The sequence below is a fragment of the Klebsiella sp. 141162 genome, from assembly GCF_050600755.1.
Classification (GTDB): Bacteria; Pseudomonadota; Gammaproteobacteria; order Enterobacterales; family Enterobacteriaceae; genus Klebsiella; species Klebsiella aerogenes.
This window is the reverse complement of sequence record NZ_JAQIRI010000006.1, coordinates 63,683-79,337: the sequence shown is the minus strand read 5'-3', so window position 1 is coordinate 79,337 and position 15,655 is coordinate 63,683. Positions and strand designations below refer to the sequence as shown.

14 protein-coding genes and 3 tRNA genes are annotated in these 15,655 nt (G+C 54.8%); 6 read left to right on the top strand and 11 right to left on the bottom strand.

Translation table 11 applies throughout. The features are described 5' to 3' along the window. Window positions 1-73 precede the first annotated feature (73 nt). From PGR23_RS16990 to argA, 3 genes are all read right to left on the bottom strand, one after another. On the bottom strand, window positions 74-382 hold the full coding sequence (locus tag PGR23_RS16990) for a hypothetical protein (RefSeq protein ID WP_049061285.1): 309 nt from the start codon (window positions 380-382) through the stop codon (window positions 74-76). 279 nt (window positions 383-661) lie between these two features. After that, window positions 662-967 carry a hypothetical protein gene (locus PGR23_RS16985; protein ID WP_396279445.1) on the bottom strand — a complete coding sequence of 102 codons (306 nt, stop codon included), beginning with the start codon at window positions 965-967 and terminating at the stop codon, window positions 662-664. Between the two features lie 740 nt (window positions 968-1,707). After that, the gene (gene argA, locus PGR23_RS16980) at window positions 1,708-3,039 is read right to left on the bottom strand and encodes an amino-acid N-acetyltransferase (RefSeq protein WP_015369939.1); all 1,332 of its coding nucleotides are present in this window, start codon (window positions 3,037-3,039) and stop codon (window positions 1,708-1,710) included. Window positions 3,040-3,265: 226 nt separating this feature from the next. Here argA and amiC point away from each other — a divergent pair, with 226 nt between their 5' ends. Beyond that, window positions 3,266-4,519, top strand: a complete 1,254-nt coding sequence (gene amiC / locus PGR23_RS16975) for an N-acetylmuramoyl-L-alanine amidase AmiC (protein ID WP_015703319.1) — start codon at window positions 3,266-3,268, stop codon at window positions 4,517-4,519. 87 nt (window positions 4,520-4,606) lie between these two features. Here the strand turns inward: amiC and PGR23_RS16970 are convergent. The 3 genes from PGR23_RS16970 to PGR23_RS16960 form a co-directional block, all read right to left on the bottom strand. Next, window positions 4,607-4,683 (bottom strand) — tRNA-Met (locus PGR23_RS16970). Window positions 4,684-4,728: 45 nt separating this feature from the next. Further along, window positions 4,729-4,805, bottom strand: a tRNA-Met gene (locus PGR23_RS16965). 45 nt (window positions 4,806-4,850) lie between these two features. Further along, window positions 4,851-4,927: transfer RNA gene (locus tag PGR23_RS16960), tRNA-Met, on the bottom strand. A gap of 212 nt (window positions 4,928-5,139) precedes the next feature. Here PGR23_RS16960 and mltA point away from each other — a divergent pair. Both mltA and tcdA read left to right on the top strand, forming a co-directional pair. Continuing rightward, on the top strand, window positions 5,140-6,237 hold the full coding sequence (mltA, locus tag PGR23_RS16955) for a murein transglycosylase A (protein ID WP_045377497.1): 1,098 nt from the start codon (window positions 5,140-5,142) through the stop codon (window positions 6,235-6,237). Between the two features lie 79 nt (window positions 6,238-6,316). Beyond that, a complete protein-coding gene (gene tcdA / locus PGR23_RS16950; protein ID WP_047078971.1) occupies window positions 6,317-7,126 on the top strand; it encodes a tRNA cyclic N6-threonylcarbamoyladenosine(37) synthase TcdA in 810 nt (269 codons plus the stop codon). 77 nt (window positions 7,127-7,203) lie between these two features. On the opposite strand, the gene csdE is transcribed toward tcdA, so the two are convergent. Both csdE and csdA read right to left on the bottom strand, forming a co-directional pair. Further along, window positions 7,204-7,635 (bottom strand): cysteine desulfurase sulfur acceptor subunit CsdE, encoded by a 432-nt coding sequence (gene csdE, locus PGR23_RS16945; protein ID WP_047044222.1) that lies wholly within the window; start codon window positions 7,633-7,635, stop codon window positions 7,204-7,206. Beyond that, window positions 7,635-8,840 carry a cysteine desulfurase CsdA gene (gene csdA, locus PGR23_RS16940; protein WP_320483158.1) on the bottom strand — a complete coding sequence of 402 codons (1,206 nt, stop codon included), beginning with the start codon at window positions 8,838-8,840 and terminating at the stop codon, window positions 7,635-7,637. Before csdA ends, csdE begins: the two co-directional genes overlap by 1 nt. Before the next feature lie 432 nt (window positions 8,841-9,272). Here csdA and gcvA point away from each other — a divergent pair, with 432 nt between their 5' ends. Genes gcvA through rlmM form a run of 3 tightly spaced genes read left to right on the top strand, consistent with a single transcriptional unit; the run spans window position 9,273 to window position 11,722 of the window. Then, the gene (gene gcvA / locus PGR23_RS16935; RefSeq protein ID WP_015369945.1) at window positions 9,273-10,190 is read left to right on the top strand and encodes a glycine cleavage system transcriptional regulator GcvA; all 918 of its coding nucleotides are present in this window, start codon (window positions 9,273-9,275) and stop codon (window positions 10,188-10,190) included. A gap of 43 nt (window positions 10,191-10,233) precedes the next feature. Further along, window positions 10,234-10,629 carry a DUF423 domain-containing protein gene (locus PGR23_RS16930; RefSeq protein ID WP_015369946.1) on the top strand — a complete coding sequence of 132 codons (396 nt, stop codon included), beginning with the start codon at window positions 10,234-10,236 and terminating at the stop codon, window positions 10,627-10,629. Beyond that, window positions 10,622-11,722, top strand: a complete 1,101-nt coding sequence (gene rlmM, locus PGR23_RS16925) for a 23S rRNA (cytidine(2498)-2'-O)-methyltransferase RlmM (protein ID WP_015369947.1) — start codon at window positions 10,622-10,624, stop codon at window positions 11,720-11,722. The genes PGR23_RS16930 and rlmM overlap by 8 nt, the downstream gene beginning before the upstream one ends. A 43-nt stretch (window positions 11,723-11,765) precedes the next feature. Here rlmM and xni read toward each other — a convergent pair whose 3' ends face one another. From xni to PGR23_RS16910, 3 genes are all read right to left on the bottom strand, one after another. Further along, complete coding sequence (gene xni / locus PGR23_RS16920; protein WP_045397621.1) at window positions 11,766-12,524, bottom strand: flap endonuclease Xni; 759 nt, start codon at window positions 12,522-12,524, stop codon at window positions 11,766-11,768. A 152-nt stretch (window positions 12,525-12,676) separates the two neighbouring features. Continuing rightward, a complete protein-coding gene (locus PGR23_RS16915; RefSeq protein WP_045397617.1) occupies window positions 12,677-14,044 on the bottom strand; it encodes an L-serine ammonia-lyase in 1,368 nt (455 codons plus the stop codon). A 66-nt stretch (window positions 14,045-14,110) separates the two neighbouring features. Further along, complete coding sequence (locus tag PGR23_RS16910; protein ID WP_045377485.1) at window positions 14,111-15,400, bottom strand: HAAAP family serine/threonine permease; 1,290 nt, start codon at window positions 15,398-15,400, stop codon at window positions 14,111-14,113. Between the last annotated feature and the right edge of the window lie 255 nt (window positions 15,401-15,655).

Below are 15,655 nucleotides of genomic sequence, written 5' to 3'. Positions count from 1 at the left end.
TCCACCGCGGTAGTATGGAACAGGTGGCAAAGATGTTTTGATTCGCGCAAAGGAAGGGGGATGGTTATCCTCATTAAATGAAATATAAAAGTAAACCTATCCAAACGACAGAAACGGAATTGATGGCAAAGAAACGTCCCACGGCGTTTTGTGCAACTGAGGGTGAAAATATATATGTGAAGGTTATGAAAATAATTGAAATGATAAGGTTAAACACAGAGAGCATGAAAGCAAAAATAGCCACCTCGAAAGCTGGTACAAACACGGTTCCTTTGTACGTACCATTCAGGTGTAGAATGAATAGCAGCAGCCAGGGATATATAGAGAGCGTGATAACAATGATGCTGGTATTACGGGTAAACCAGTTGACAGAATTATCCATAAATAGTCTATTTCCTTTTGTGGTCAGGCTGAATTGCCCATTAAATTGACCGTGCGGGATAGAATCTAAGTATATCGAATGGGAGCATCGTATCCATCCTGGAAAGTGTGCGCTTCGGTCGCCAATCAATACCTACAGGTGTAAAGCCGTACTCCTGGCTCCAGTGAATGCAGCGGTCAGCACAAACGGCTTATTGAGTCCCATATGCTACGCCTGAGAGCTGTCTGGCGGAAATCTTCGCCGGACTCGGGCTGGGCTGAATACGCTCTTTACCTCTGATTAATAAGCAAATAAAAGTAGCAGCCAGAGCAGAGAAATAGAGTTCATGGCCAAAAAATAGGTTACATAGCTTTTTGGAGTCTGTGAGGTTGATATATCAGCAATAACAATAATTACTACTGAAATAATAAGGTTGACGATAGATAAAATAACAAATAAAAAGACCGTCATAAGGGCTGCGGAAAAGGCTGCATAGGCTGGTCCACTGCTCATCATGGTTAAAAGCAGTAAGACCCAAGGGTAAATCGAAATTACGGCAGTAATTTTCTTGATGTTTTTAGTAATTGCGTTGGTTTTCTTTTTCATTGTTAACCTTTATCTTTTTGGACGGCTCTCTAATAGAATTGACTATGGCGTTCTACCCGGGTTTATTTAATGTGTTATTGAATCTATGCAAAATAAATATATGTCGTAATTTGCTGTAAAATATAAAGGTATAGCCAGAGTGGTGACATGGTATTCATTGCGCAGAAATAGTTTTTTAGCTTTCTTGGTTTTAGCAATGTAAAAACGCTCATGCATCCAATAGTGATAAGCGAAAGCGCAAGGTTAATAATAGATAATACGGTGATGGGAACCAGTAGATGTAATCCATCTTCCGTAAAATTGTAGGGCACGAGGCTGTGTTTAATATGTGTAATCAATATTATTAACCATGGGTATATAGCAATGATAGAAACAACCGTCTGAGATCTATTAATAATCCAGCTATCAGATTTATGCATTATTCATCATGCTTATCAATAATGTGTTGTTTTTTTATTCTTTAGGAAGGAGCATAGCGTTGATGCAGTGATAAAGATATACCTCGGCATTAAACCAGGAATAAAGCCCGGATGCTGAATATTTGTCACTGATGCGGCGGTGATAGAACAAAATGACTATCCTGAAGGCGTGGGATATGCCTATTTGCAATCGGGTAGCCCGGATAAGGCGTAAGCCGCTATCCGGGGATCCTCCCCCGGTGGCGCTTACGCTTACCGGGGCTACCAACCGACTACCGAACCGTAGCCCGGATAGGCGCAAGCCGCTATCCGGGGGATCCGTCAGCCCAGGTCTGCCATCAATACCTTCGAACGGCGCTGATAGTTGTACATCTGTTTTTTACTCTCCGGCAGCAAATCAATATCCACCGGGGTAAAGCCGCGTTCCTGGAACCAGTGAATACTACGGGTGGTCAATACGAATAGCTTGCTGAGCCCCATCTGCTTCGCCTGGGCGGCGATCCGGCTCAGCAGTACCTCGCCGCGTGACGAACTACGGTAATCCGGATGCACCGCTACGCAGGCCATTTCGCCAATTTTCTCTTCCGGGAATGGATAGAGCGCGGCGCAGGCGATGGTGGTGTTATCGCGCTGGATGATGGTGAATTTATCTATCTCCATTTCCAGCTGTTCGCGCGAGCGGCGCACCAGAATGCCTTGCTGCTCCAGCGGGCTGATAAGATCGAGGATGCCGCCGATATCGTTAATGGTTGCCCGGCGGATCTGCTCGGCGCTTTCCATGACGATCTGCGTACCGATACCGTCACGTGAGAACAGTTCCTGCAGCAGCGCGCCATCTTCCTGATAGCTAATTAAATGGCAGCGACGCACCCCGCTGCGGCAGGCTTTCACCGCCCCGCGCAGGAAGCGTACGGTACCGGAATTATAGTCTTCTTCCGCTTCCAGCTCCTCTACCCGCGCCTGCGCCTCATTAGGGAACAGTTCGGAAACGATCTCGCCATGCTGGTCGTAGACCCCCTGCGACGAGCAGAAGCCGATCATCTTTTCAGCTTTCAGCTTTACCGCCAGCTGGGTGGCTATCTCTTCAGAAGTGAGGTTGAAGCTCTCGCCGGTGACGGATACCGCGACCGGGCCCATGAGCACGATTGCGCCGCTGTCCAGTTGGCGATGAATGGCTTCTTCGTCGATGCGGCGAATACGGCCGCTGTGGCAGTAATCCACGCCATCATCGACCCCAAGAGGTTGAGCGATAATAAAATTGCCGCTCACCACGTTGATATGCGCCCCCTGCAGGGGCGTATTGCCGAGGCTCATCGACAGGCGGGCGGTAATTTCTAACTGCAGCATACCGGCGGCCTGCTTCACCAGCTCAAGGGTTTTGGCGTCGGTGACGCGGGTTTGCTTGTGGTAAACCGGCTCGTGGTGGTGTTCCGCGAGATTAGCGTCAATTTGCGGGCGCGCGCCATAAACCACTACCAGGCGAATACCGAGGCTATGCAATAAGCCAATGTCATTGACTATGCTGGAAAAGTTATCATGCTCGATGGCTTCTCCGCCCAGCATGATGACAAACGTTTTTCCCCGGTGCGCGTTTATATAGGGAACAGAATGGCGGAATCCCTCGACCAGTTCAGTGCGACGCTCCTTCACCATGACAAGCCCTCAATGCATGATTATTCGTAATAAGTGTATTTTTATTCTGTTTTGCTTCGTGGCGCAACCCCTAATTTGTCACTAATTTGCGAAAACATTGTGACAAAACCTTGGGTGTCAAAGTTTGTTTACCCTTTTATAGATGACAGGTTATGCGGCTTTGGTTAAAGTTTCCGGTCAATCTGTTCATTTTGGCTTCAAACGCGTTTTTTTGCTTGGGAGTGGCATGTCGGGATACAAGTCGGGATTAAGCCGCCGTCGTTTTTTACAAGGGGCGGGCGCCATGTGGTTAATGAGTGTGAGTCCGGTCGGTTTGGCCGCCGCCGCGCAGGTTGTCGCGGTGCGTATCTGGCCGTCGTCGACCTACACCCGCGTCACGGTGGAATCCAATCATGTACTGAAATATCGGCAGTTTGCGTTAAGCAATCCTGAGCGAGTGGTGGTTGATATTGAAGGCGTTAACCTGAACTCGGTCCTGAAAGGGATGGGCGGGCAGATTCGCGACGACGACCCGTATATTAAATCCGCGCGCGTGGGCCAGTTCGACCCGCAAACCGTGCGGATGGTGTTTGAACTGAAACAAAACGTCAAGCCGCAGCTGTTTGCGCTGGCGCCGGTCGCCGGTTTTAAAGAGCGTCTGGTGATGGATCTTTATCCCTCTACGGCCACCGATGTGCAGGATCCGCTGCTGGCGCTGCTGGAAGATTACAACAAAGGCGATCTGGAACGTCAGGTACCGCCGGCAGAGAGCGGGCCGCAGCCGGGGAAAGCCGGGCGCGATCGTCCTATCGTTATCATGCTCGATCCCGGCCATGGCGGTGAAGACTCCGGCGCGATTGGTAAATACCGTACTCGTGAGAAAGACGTGGTGCTGCAGATTGCCCGTCGATTGCGCGCGCTCATTGAGCGTGAAGGCAATATGAAGGTCTTTATGACCCGTAACGAAGACGTGTTTATTCCCTTGAAGGTGCGCGTCGCCAAGGCGCAGAAGCAGCGTGCCGACCTGTTCGTTTCGATTCACGCCGACGCCTTTACCAGCCGTCAGCCGAGCGGCTCTTCGGTGTTCGCGCTCTCGACCAAGGGCGCTACCAGTACCGCCGCAAAATACCTCGCGCAAACGCAGAACGCCTCGGACTTAATCGGCGGGGTCAGCAAGAGCGGCGATCGTTACGTTGACCACACCATGTTCGATATGGTGCAGTCCCTGACCATCGCCGACAGCCTGAAATTTGGTAAAGCGGTGCTGCAAAAAATGGGCAATATTAATAAGCTGCATAAAAATCAGGTGGAGCAGGCGGGCTTTGCGGTACTGAAAGCGCCGGATATTCCTTCGATTCTGGTCGAAACGGCCTTTATCAGTAACGTTGAAGAAGAGCGTAAACTGAAGACCGCGAAATTCCAGCAGGAAGTGGCGGAGTCGATTCTGGCGGGGATCAAAGCCTACTTTGCCGATGGGGCGACGTTGGCCAGACGCGGATAAAAAAATAGCGCCTTCGGGCGCTTTTTTTGTAGCGGTATCTACGGACGACAGAAACAAAAAAAACACCCTTGAGGGTGTTCATTGTGTTGGTTGCGGGGGCCGGATTTGAACCGACGACCTTCGGGTTATGAGCCCGACGAGCTACCAGGCTGCTCCACCCCGCGTCCGTGTTTACTCTTCCATCGAGTAAATTTGCTTCTGATTGTAATTGGTTGCGGGGGCCGGATTTGAACCGACGACCTTCGGGTTATGAGCCCGACGAGCTACCAGGCTGCTCCACCCCGCGTCCGCGTCTACTCTTCCATCAAGTAGATTTACTTCAGATTTTAATTGGTTGCGGGGGCCGGATTTGAACCGACGACCTTCGGGTTATGAGCCCGACGAGCTACCAGGCTGCTCCACCCCGCGTCCGTGGAAGCGCACTATACTCCGCTAGCGTTCTGATGCAACCTTTTTTCGTAGAAATCGTCAATTTTGTAAAAAATGGCGACTAAGTAGACAGTGATGGGCGGATTTTTACACAATTTGGGCTGCAGCTCGCTTTCGCGCATTTCATTAGCCGCATGGGTTTGTTATCTTCATCACGCACTAAGGCTTAGCAGCAATAAAGAAGAGATACCATGAAAGGACGTTGGGCAAAATATGTAGCGACGGGGGCGATGTTGGCGATGCTCGCCGCCTGTTCCTCGAAACCGACCGATCGCGGTCAGCAATATAGTGATGGCAAGTTTACCCAGCCGTTTTCATTGGTAAACCAACCTGATGCGGTAGGCGCGCCGATTAACGCCGGCGACTTCTCCCAGCAGGTTGGTCAGATTCGTAGCGCCTCTCCGCGTCTCTATAACAGCCAGAGCAGCGTTTATAACGCGATTCAGGAGTGGCTGCGTTCCGGCGGCGATACCCGCACGTTACGCCAGTTTGGTATTGATGCCTGGCAGATGCAGGGTGCCGATAACTACGGCAACGTGCAGTTTACCGGCTACTACACCCCGGTCGTACAGGCCCGCCACACTCGCCAGGGCGAGTTCCAGTATCCTATTTACCGTATGCCGCCGAAAAACGGCAAGCTCCCTTCCCGCGCCAGCATCTATGCCGGAGCGCTCAGCGATAACTACGTGCTGGCGTACAGCAACTCGCTGATGGATAACTTCATCATGGACGTTCAGGGCAGCGGCTATATCGATTTCGGCGACGGTTCGCCGCTTAACTTCTTCAGCTACGCCGGGAAAAACGGCTGGCCCTACCGTAGTATCGGTAAAGTGCTTATCGACCGCGGCGAAGTGAAGCGGGAAGATATGTCGATGCAGGCGATCCGTGAATGGGGCGAAAAGCATAGCGAAGCGGAAGTCCGCGAGCTGCTGGAACAGAACCCATCTTTCGTCTTCTTTAAACCGCAGTCCTACGCGCCGGTGAAAGGGGCCAGCGCGGTACCGTTGATTGGCCGCGCGTCGGTCGCCTCTGACCGTTCGATTATTCCGCCGGGAACCACCTTGCTGGCCGAGGTGCCTCTGCTGGATAATAACGGTAAGTTTAACGGTCAGTACGAGCTACGCCTGATGGTGGCGCTGGATGTCGGCGGGGCGATTAAAGGCCAGCACTTCGATATCTACCAGGGCATTGGCCCGGATGCCGGTCATCGCGCCGGTTGGTATAACCACTATGGCCGCGTGTGGGTGCTGAAAAACGCGCCAGGCGCCGGTAGCGTCTTTAGCGGTTAACGTTTAAACGTCCGTATGTTTCTAACCCGGATCCGCGTAACGCGCCGGATCCGGGGTCTCTACTTTATTCTGAGGTTTTATGTCTGTAGTAATCAGCGATGCCTGGCGCCAGCGGTTTGGCGGCACGGCGCGTTTATATGGCGAAAAGGCGCTGCAGTGTTTTGCCGAGGCGCATGTCTGCGTGGTCGGCATCGGCGGCGTCGGTTCATGGGCGGCGGAAGCGCTGGCGCGAACCGGGATTGGCGCGATTACGCTGATTGATATGGATGATGTTTGCGTCACCAATACCAATCGCCAAATCCACGCCCTTGGCGGTAACGTTGGGCTGGCGAAAGCGGAAGTGATGGCCGAGCGTATACGTCTGATTAACCCGGAGTGCCGGGTTACGGTGATAGATGATTTCATCACGCCGGAGAACGTGGCGGAATACCTGGGAGCGGGCTTTAGCTATGTTATCGACGCTATCGATAGCGTCAGGCCAAAAGCGGCGCTAATCGCCTGGTGCCGTCGTTATAAAGTGCCGTTGGTGACGACCGGCGGAGCCGGCGGTCAAATCGATCCGACGCAGATCCAGGTGGCCGATTTGGCGAAAACTATTCAGGATCCGCTGGCGGCAAAACTGCGTGAGCGGCTGAAAAGCCAGTTCGGCGTAGTGAAGAATAGTAAAGGAAAGCTGGGCATCGATTGCGTCTTCTCGACCGAAGCGTTGGTCTACCCGCAGGCGGATGGCAGCGTCTGCGCAATGAAAAGCACGGCGGAAGGGCCGAAGCGGATGGATTGTGCCTCCGGTTTTGGCGCGGCGACGATGGTGACGGCGACTTTTGGTTTTGTCGCCGTATCCCATGCGTTGAAGAAGATGTTGGCGAAAGCGCAGCGTCAGGGGGGATAGCCTGAGGGACTTTTTCCGGACGGCGCAGAAACGTAGCCCGGCTCAGCGTAGCGCAAGCCGGGAAGACGGCGTTTGAATTAGCCCTCGCGGGCGGCGGAGAGCACCGCGTCGCTTAGCGCCTGCAGCCCCTGGGTGCGCGAGGCGCTAAGCTGCCCGCGCAAACCCAGCTCATCGAATAGCGCCAACGGATCTTTCGCTAAAATCTCAGCGGCGCTTTTTCCTTCGCAGGCGGCTAACAGCACCGCCAGCAGGCCGCGCACAATACGCCCTTCGCTATCGCCAAAGAAGTGCATCTTGCCCTCGGCATCAACCTGATACCCGAGCCAGACGCGGTTTTCGCAGCCGGCAATCTCTTTCGCCTGCGTCCGCTGGGCGTCCGTTAATGGCGGCAGTTTCTTACCCACTAAAATCAACTGGCGGTACTTATCTTCCCACTGAGTCAGCGGGGCGAAGGTCTGGCGCAGCGTTGCTTCGCTGAGCGCGGCGCTTAAAGGTTGCGAGGTCATCATTAATCCACCAGTATTTCCAGCGCGCGGTCGATAGCGTGCACCAGCGCATAAACATCATCTTGCGTATTGTACGGCGCGAATGAGGCGCGCAGCGTACCGCTGACGCCTAATGCCGCCAGCAGTGGTTGCGCGCAATGCTGCCCGGCGCGCAGCGCAATGCCGGACTCCGCCAGCAGCGTAACCATATCGCTATGGTGTACGCCCTTGAAATCAAAGGCCAGCAGGCTCGAATCTTGACAGCGGAACGAACGAAAACCGGGCCGCTTTGCCAGCTCGTCTTCCGCAAGCGTCGCCAGGCTACGGCTCCAGTTTTCCGCCTGTGCAAGATCGATTTCCTGCAGCCATTCCAGCGCGGCGCTGAGGCCGATAACGCCGGCGACGTTGGGCGTCCCGGCTTCAAGCCGCCAGGGGGCGGGCTGGGTTTTAAAACCATCGAATGAGACTTCAGTAATCATTTTGCCGCCGCCGAGCCATGGCGACATTTCCGCCAGCAGGTCGCTTTTGCCGTATAGCGCGCCAATACCCGTTGGTCCATACAGCTTGTGGGCGGAGAAGGCATAAAAATCGATATCCAGCGCCTGCACGTCGGCCGGGAAGTGCACCGCGCCCTGCGCGCCGTCAACCATCACTATCATTCCCGCCTGATGGGCGAGAGCAATGGCACGCTGCAGGTCGGGGCAGCCGCCGGTGACGTTAGACATCTGGCCAATCGCCAGCACCCGGCTGCGTGAAGAGATAAGCGAAGGGAGTTGCGCGATATCCGGCAGACGATCGGCGCCCAGCGGCAACTTGACCACCCGCGCGCCGGTTTGTTCGGCAACCATCAGCCACGGTACCAGGTTGGCGTGGTGTTCGGCTTCGCTGACGATTATTTCATCACCAGGATGCAGGCGCGGGCGCACGTAGCTCTGCGCGACCATATTGATAGCTTCGGTGGTGCCGCGGGTCCAGACGATATCTTTGCCGGAAGGGGCGTTAAGCCAGCCTGCGACGCGTTCGCGCGCCGCCTCGTAGCGCTCGGTAAGACGCTGGGCGGCGGCAAACTGGCTGCGGTGGACGTTGCCGGCGCTCAGGCGATAAAACTGGTCGCTGGCATCGATTACGGCCAGCGGTTTTAGCGCCGTCGCCGCGCTATCCAGATAGACGCCGGCATCCGCCAGGGCTGGAAACTGGGCGCGGAAGTGGGCGGGATTGAATGCGTTCATGGAATTCCTCATATCGATATCACGATCGTCGCGCAAATTCCCCATTAGGGCAAGGCTGGTGATAGCGAGGAGGCGGGGAGAACGGTGATTTTTCGGCAAAAAAAAGCACCGCGCATTGCGGTGCTACATTAAATCACTATGGACAGACAGGGTAAATGTACAGGAAGTGAAAAGGTAGCCTTGCTACCATGGTCTGCAAACCCAGACCAATTGCAAACACAACAACACAACATCACAACCGTAAGCCAAAAGCTTGTTGGAACACGCATTCCAAAAAAAGCTTTTCGTTCCGGCTCAGGAAGTGCCGCCACTATAGGTATTTGCTGGTAGAACCTCAACGGACAATTTATAATGGCTCAGATAAAAAAAACTAATAGGTTAACTGTTGTTTCCTATTTGTTAAAACTCGTTAACATCTCAGTCAGAATAACCATGTCGAAGCGATTACCACCTCTGAATGCATTACGTGTTTTTGATGCAGCCGCACGTCATCTGAGCTTCACTCGCGCAGCCGATGAGCTTTTTGTGACGCAGGCCGCAGTAAGTCACCAAATCAAGTCACTAGAGGACTTTCTGGGCCTGAAGCTGTTTCGTCGACGCAATCGCTCGCTGCTGTTAACGGAAGAGGGGCAAAGCTATTTTCAGGATATTAAAGAGATTTTTTCGCAGCTCACCGAAGCGACGCGTAAACTGCAGGCGCGCAGCGCGAAAGGGGCGCTAACTGTTAGTTTATTGCCCAGTTTCGCCATTCAGTGGCTGGTGCCGCGACTCTCAAGCTTTAACTCAGCTTATCCGGGGATCGACGTGCGGATCCAGGCGGTGGACCGTCAGGAAGATAAACTGGCCGACGACGTCGACGTGGCGATTTTCTATGGCCGCGGCAATTGGCCGGGGTTGCGTGTTGAAAAACTGTACGCCGAATATTTACTGCCGGTTTGTTCGCCATTGCTGTTAACCGGCGACAAAGCGTTGAAAACGCCTGCCGATCTGGCGCAACATACGCTGTTACATGATGCCTCTCGCCGCGACTGGCAAACTTATACCCGGCAACTGGGTCTAAATCATATCAATGTGCAACAGGGACCGATATTCAGCCACAGCGCGATGGTGCTGCAGGCGGCAATCCATGGACAAGGCGTCGCACTGGCCAATAACGTTATGGCCCAGTCCGAAATTGAAGCAGGCCGTTTGGTCTGCCCGTTTAATGATGTTCTGGTCAGTAAGAACGCGTTTTACCTTGTTTGTCATGACAGTCAGGCTGAACTGGGTAAAATAGCCGCTTTCCGCCAGTGGATTTTAGCGAAGGCGGCGAGCGAACAAGAAAAATTCCGCTTTCGTTACGAACAATAACGGCCTGATGACCAGGCGTTAACTGACTTTGTAGGGTATCAACATGACCAGCCGTTTTATGCTGATTTTTGCCGCCATCAGCGGCTTTATCTTTGTGGCTCTGGGCGCCTTTGGCGCACACGTATTAAGTAAATCGCTGGGTGCGGCCGAAATGGCCTGGATCCACACCGGCCTTGAGTATCAGGCGTTTCATACGCTGGCGATTTTAGGCCTGTCTGTCGCCATGCAGCGGCGGATAAGCATCTGGTTTTACTGGAGCAGCGTGTTTTTGGCGCTGGGAACCGTGTTGTTCAGCGGCAGCTTATATTGTCTGGCGCTGTCGCATTTACGCCTGTGGGCGTTCGTTACCCCGGTAGGCGGCGTCTGCTTCCTTGCCGGTTGGGTATTAATGTTAATTGGTGCAATTCGTCTGAAACGTAAGGGCGTTGTTCATGAATAAGGTTGTCCTCTATTGTCGCCCCGGGTTTGAGAAAGAGTGCGCAGCAGAAATTACCGATAAGGCAGCCCGCCTTGAGGTATTTGGTTTTGCCCGGGTCAAAGACGACTCCGGCTATGTGATTTTTGAGTGCTATCAACAGGGCGACGGCGAGAAGCTGGTGCGCGATCTGCCGTTTAGCTCGCTGATTTTCGCGCGTCAGATGTTCGTCGTTGGCGAACTGCTGCGCGACCTGCCGCCGGAAGACCGCATCACGCCGATCGTCGGCATGCTGCAGGGCGTGGTGGAAAAGGGCGGCGATCTGCGCGTTGAGGTCGCGGATACCAATGAAAGCAAAGAGCTGATGAAGTTCTGCCGCAAGTTCACGGTGCCGCTGCGCGCGGCGCTGCGTGAAGCTGGCGTGCTGACTAACTATGAAACGCCTAAGCGTCCGGTGGTGCACGTGTTCTTTATCGCACCCGGCTGTTGCTATACCGGCTACTCCTTTAGCAATAACAACTCGCCGTTTTATATGGGGATCCCGCGCCTGAAGTTCCCTTCCGATGCGCCGAGCCGTTCGACGCTGAAGCTGGAAGAGGCATTTCACGTCTTCATTCCGGCGGATGAGTGGGACGAGCGTCTGGCGAATGGCATGTACGCGGTGGATCTCGGCGCCTGCCCGGGCGGCTGGACCTATCAGCTGGTGAAGCGCAACATGTGGGTCTCTTCGGTCGATAACGGCCCGATGGCGCAGAGCCTGATGGATACCGGACAGGTGACCTGGCTACGTGAAGATGGCTTCCGCTATCGTCCGAACCGCAACAACATCTCGTGGATGGTGTGCGACATGGTTGAGAAACCGGCGAAAGTGGCGGCGTTAATGGCTCAGTGGTTGGTGAACGGCTGGTGCCGCGAGACCATTTTTAACCTCAAGCTGCCGATGAAAAAGCGCTATGAAGAGGTGTCGCAAAACCTGGCCTATATCCAGGCGCAGCTTGATGAGCACGGTATTAACGCGCAGATTCAGGCCCGTCAGCTGTATCACGACCGTGAAGAAGTGACCGTGCACGTGCGTCGCCTGTGGGCGGCGGTCGGCGGCCGCCGCGACGAGCGCTAATCAGCGCTCAGCAGCCCCGGTCACGCATCAGCACGGCCGGGGATCACGCGGATGGCAACCGCAGCTGCTGCAGGTTGCCATCGAGCTGTAAGTCCGTTTGCAGGCGGGCGATTTCCCGGCAGGTAAACGCCATCTCTTTATGCTCTTCAAGCTTCTTACGCCACTTCTCCGGCACATCCGCAAGCCGCGCGTAGATGCCTTCTAAATCCTGATAATCCGTTAACAGCTGCGCCGCGCTTTTCGGCCCAATCCCGGCAACGCCCGGTACTTTCGAACTGCTAATCCCCGCCAGACCCCAGTAGTCCGGCAGTTGCTCCGGCGTCACGCCGAATTCATTGGCGATAAACGGCGCATCCAGCCAGCGTTTCTGGAAATAATCGCGGATGCGAATGGTCGGCGACAGCAGCTGACAGTAGCCTTTATCGGTCGAGACAATGGTAGCCTGATGCCCCGCCTGGGCAACTTTAACGGCGAGCGTGGCCGCCAGATCGTCCGCTTCGCTGCCGGGCAGCGCCCAGCAGCGTATTCCGCGCTGTTCAAAAGCCGCCCGCAGCGCCGGCATTTCCGCTTCCAGCGTTTCCGGCATCGGCGCGCGCCCGGCTTTATATTCCGGCAGCCGCTGGTGGCGCCAGCCGTGAGCGCGGTCTTCATCGTCGAACACCGCCACGGCATGCGTCGGCTGGCTGTGGACGATAAGCTGTTCGAGGGCGTGCAGGCAGGTATCCGCGCAGGGGGAACCCTGCACCGCATGAATACGGCGGATCAGGTTGAGCGCGTCGACAATTAACAGATGAACAGCCACAAGATATCTCCCTTTGTTCTCAGGCTATAAGGGTAACATCGGTGGCAATACGAGGCTATTGGTAGAGCGAAGTTCGGGAAGCAGGCTCGCAGAATGAGCCAGGGCTGGAGGAGAGTTGGCCCGACATGCCGAAGCGTGCCGGGCCAGAGGCGTTAATCGCAGGCGACGATTTTCATCGCCAGGCCGCCGCGAGAGGTTTCGCGGTACTTGGCGTTCATATCTTTGCCCGTTTCATACATGGTCTCGATAACCTTATCGAGGCACACGCGCGGTTCGCTGGTACGGCGCAGGGCCATACGCGCGGCGTTAACCGCTTTGACCGCCGCGATAGCGTTACGCTCGATGCACGGTACCTGCACCTGGCCGGCAACCGGGTCGCAGGTCAGGCCGAGGTTATGTTCCATACCGATTTCCGCGGCGATGCACACCTGGGCCGGGCTAGCGCCCAGCAGCTCCGCCAGACCGGCCGCCGCCATCGAGCAGGCCACGCCGACTTCGCCCTGGCAGCCGACTTCGGCGCCGGAGATAGAGGCGTTCATCTTGTACAGCGAACCAATGGCGCTGGCGACCAGCATATAGCGGGCCAGAGAGTTAGCGTTCACCTTGCGGATAAACTTGTCGTAGTAGGCCAGTACCGCCGGAACGATACCGCAGGCGCCGTTAGTTGGCGCGGTGACGACACGCCCGCCGGCGGCGTTCTCTTCGTTTACCGCCAGCGCGAACATGTTGATCCAGTCCACTACCGCCATTGGGTCGCTGTTGGTATTGTCCTGGCTCACCAGCATACGGCGCAGGGCGGCGGCGCGGCGCGGAACGCGCAGTTTGCCCGGGAGCACGCCTTCAGTGGTGATACCGCGCTCGATACCGGCGCTCATCACTTCCCATACCGCGGCGAAGTGCTGTTCCAGCTCTTCTTTGCTGTGCAGCGCCAGCTCGTTCTGCATCATCAGCCCGGAGAGCGACAGGCCGGTTTCATTGCAGTGTTTCTGCAGATCGGCGGCGTTTTTGTACGGATAAGGTACGGCAACTGGCGCTTCGGTGGTCAGGCCGAAGTGCTCTTCATCGACGATAAAACCGCCGCCGATGGAGTAGTAGGTCTGGCTGTAGAGCACCTTGTCGTCGCCCAGCGCGGTAATGCGCATGCCGTTCTCATGCAGAGACAGGTTGTCGGCATGGAAATTCATGCACTGGTCGACAGGGAACTCGACTTCGTGCTGGCCGTTCGCCAGCAGCAGGCGGCCGTGGGTATTAACGTCCTGGATAAAGCCCGGGATCGCGTCGATGTCGACGGTATCCGGCAGATTGCCGGCCAGTCCCATGATAATGGCGATATCGGTATGGTGGCCTTTACCGGTCAGAGACAGGGAGCCGTAAACGTCGACGACGACTTTGCTGACGTCGGCCAGCAGGCCGCGCGCAATCAGGTCGTCAGTAAATTGTTTGCCCGCTTTCATCGGTCCAACGGTATGGGAGCTGGATGGGCCAATGCCGATTTTGAAAATATCGAATACGCTGATCATGATGTATTCCAGTACTGTCGGAAAGCGCGCCGCCGTTAAGCGGCGCGAGGGGAGGTCTTAAAAGAATTAGCTGAACAGAGAGTAGAAAATCGCGGAGATGGCAATCAGGCCCATAATCACAACGAAGACGTTGCTGATGTGGCCGCTGTATTTGCGCATGGCCGGAACTTTCTGGATTGCGTACATCGGCATCAGGAACAGGATCATCGCGATAATTGGACCGCCCAGGGTCTCAATCATGCCGAGGATGCTCGGGTTCAGCGTTGCCACAATCCAGGTGGTGACCAGCATAAACAGCGCGGTCAGCTTGTTCAGTTTGTTGATTTCGATGGTTTTGCCTTTGCCGCGCAGAGACTTAATCACCATGCCATTGAAACCTTCACGAGCGCCCAGGTAGTGGCCGAGGAAGGATTTGGTGATAGCGATCATCGCGATGATCGGCGCCATCCAGGCGATAACCGGTGCGTTAAAGTGGTTCGCCAGGTAAGACAGAATCGAGATGTTCTGCTCTTTCGCCGCCGCCAGGTCTGCCGGAGACAGGCTCAGTACGCAGCTGAAGACGAAGAACATAACGGTCAGCACCATCATGATGTGAGCGCGCGCCAGGATGCTGGAGCATTTCTTCTCTGCGCCTTCGCCGTATTCTTCACGCTTCGCTACCGCGAAGGAGGAGATGATCGGCGAGTGGTTAAAGGAGAAGACCATCACCGGGATCGCCAGCCACAGGGTCATCAGCAGACCGTTACCGGTTGTTGACGCGCTGCTCAGCGACAGGGTTTCCAGCGCCGCGCCGTTCCACTGCGGGATCAGGTACAGAGCCAGGATCATCAGCGCGATAACGAACGGGAATACCAGGATGCTCATTGCCTTAACGATCATCTGCTCGCCGAAACGAACGATGGTCATCATGCCGACAATCAGGATCAGCGACAGAATGGCGCGCGGCGGCGGCGTCATGTGCAGCTGGTGCGCCATGAAGCTTTCGACGGTGTTGGTGATCGCCACGCTATAAACCAGCAGGATCGGGTAGATTGCGAAGAAGTAGAGCAGAGTAATCAGTTTACCTGCGCCCACGCCAAAGTGTTCTTCAACGACTTCAGTGATGTCTTCGCCCGGGTTTTTACCGGAAAGCACGAAGCGGGTCATACCGCGGTGTGCGAAGAAGGTCATCGGGAAGGCCAGAATCGCCATGATAATCAGTGGGATCATACCGCCGACGCCGGCGTTGATTGGCAGGAACAAAACGCCCGCGCCGATCGCCGTGCCGTACAGGCCCAGCATCCACATGGTATCCGTTTTGCGCCATCCGCTGCGGGTTTCACCCGAAACGATAGTGCTGGTTTGTGTGGTTTCCATCTGTATCTCCTGGAGGAATCAACAAAATCTAGTAAATAAAAACGATTAAATAATATGAAATTCGCTGCTTTACGGTTTTTTAGAAATTTTCTCCGTAACAATTGGGCGGCAAGATACATTTATATGGAAAATACATCAGTGATCGGGATCCCAAATGCAATAATCCACTTTAAACCTGAACGTTTTTAGCCCAACAGTCTGTTTATGGTGATCAGCCAGATAAATGTGGCGCGAAGGCTATCATTTGCAGCACAT

What these genes read in the sequence shown, in the direction of transcription:
- PGR23_RS16990 (WP_049061285.1), bottom strand. Translation starts at nt 382, where the DNA reads ATGGATAATTCTGTCAACTGGTTTACCCGTAATACCAGCATCATTGTT.
- PGR23_RS16985 (WP_396279445.1), bottom strand. Translation starts at nt 967, where the DNA reads ATGAAAAAGAAAACCAACGCAATTACTAAAAACATCAAGAAAATTACT.
- argA (WP_015369939.1), bottom strand. Translation starts at nt 3,039, where the DNA reads ATGGTGAAGGAGCGTCGCACTGAACTGGTCGAGGGATTCCGCCATTCT.
- amiC (WP_015703319.1), top strand. Translation starts at nt 3,266, where the DNA reads ATGTCGGGATACAAGTCGGGATTAAGCCGCCGTCGTTTTTTACAAGGG.
- mltA (WP_045377497.1), top strand. Translation starts at nt 5,140, where the DNA reads ATGAAAGGACGTTGGGCAAAATATGTAGCGACGGGGGCGATGTTGGCG.
- tcdA (WP_047078971.1), top strand. Translation starts at nt 6,317, where the DNA reads ATGTCTGTAGTAATCAGCGATGCCTGGCGCCAGCGGTTTGGCGGCACG.
- csdE (WP_047044222.1), bottom strand. Translation starts at nt 7,635, where the DNA reads ATGATGACCTCGCAACCTTTAAGCGCCGCGCTCAGCGAAGCAACGCTG.
- csdA (WP_320483158.1), bottom strand. Translation starts at nt 8,840, where the DNA reads ATGAACGCATTCAATCCCGCCCACTTCCGCGCCCAGTTTCCAGCCCTG.
- gcvA (WP_015369945.1), top strand. Translation starts at nt 9,273, where the DNA reads ATGTCGAAGCGATTACCACCTCTGAATGCATTACGTGTTTTTGATGCA.
- PGR23_RS16930 (WP_015369946.1), top strand. Translation starts at nt 10,234, where the DNA reads ATGACCAGCCGTTTTATGCTGATTTTTGCCGCCATCAGCGGCTTTATC.
- rlmM (WP_015369947.1), top strand. Translation starts at nt 10,622, where the DNA reads ATGAATAAGGTTGTCCTCTATTGTCGCCCCGGGTTTGAGAAAGAGTGC.
- PGR23_RS16915 (WP_045397617.1), bottom strand. Translation starts at nt 14,044, where the DNA reads ATGATCAGCGTATTCGATATTTTCAAAATCGGCATTGGCCCATCCAGC.
- PGR23_RS16910 (WP_045377485.1), bottom strand. Translation starts at nt 15,400, where the DNA reads ATGGAAACCACACAAACCAGCACTATCGTTTCGGGTGAAACCCGCAGC.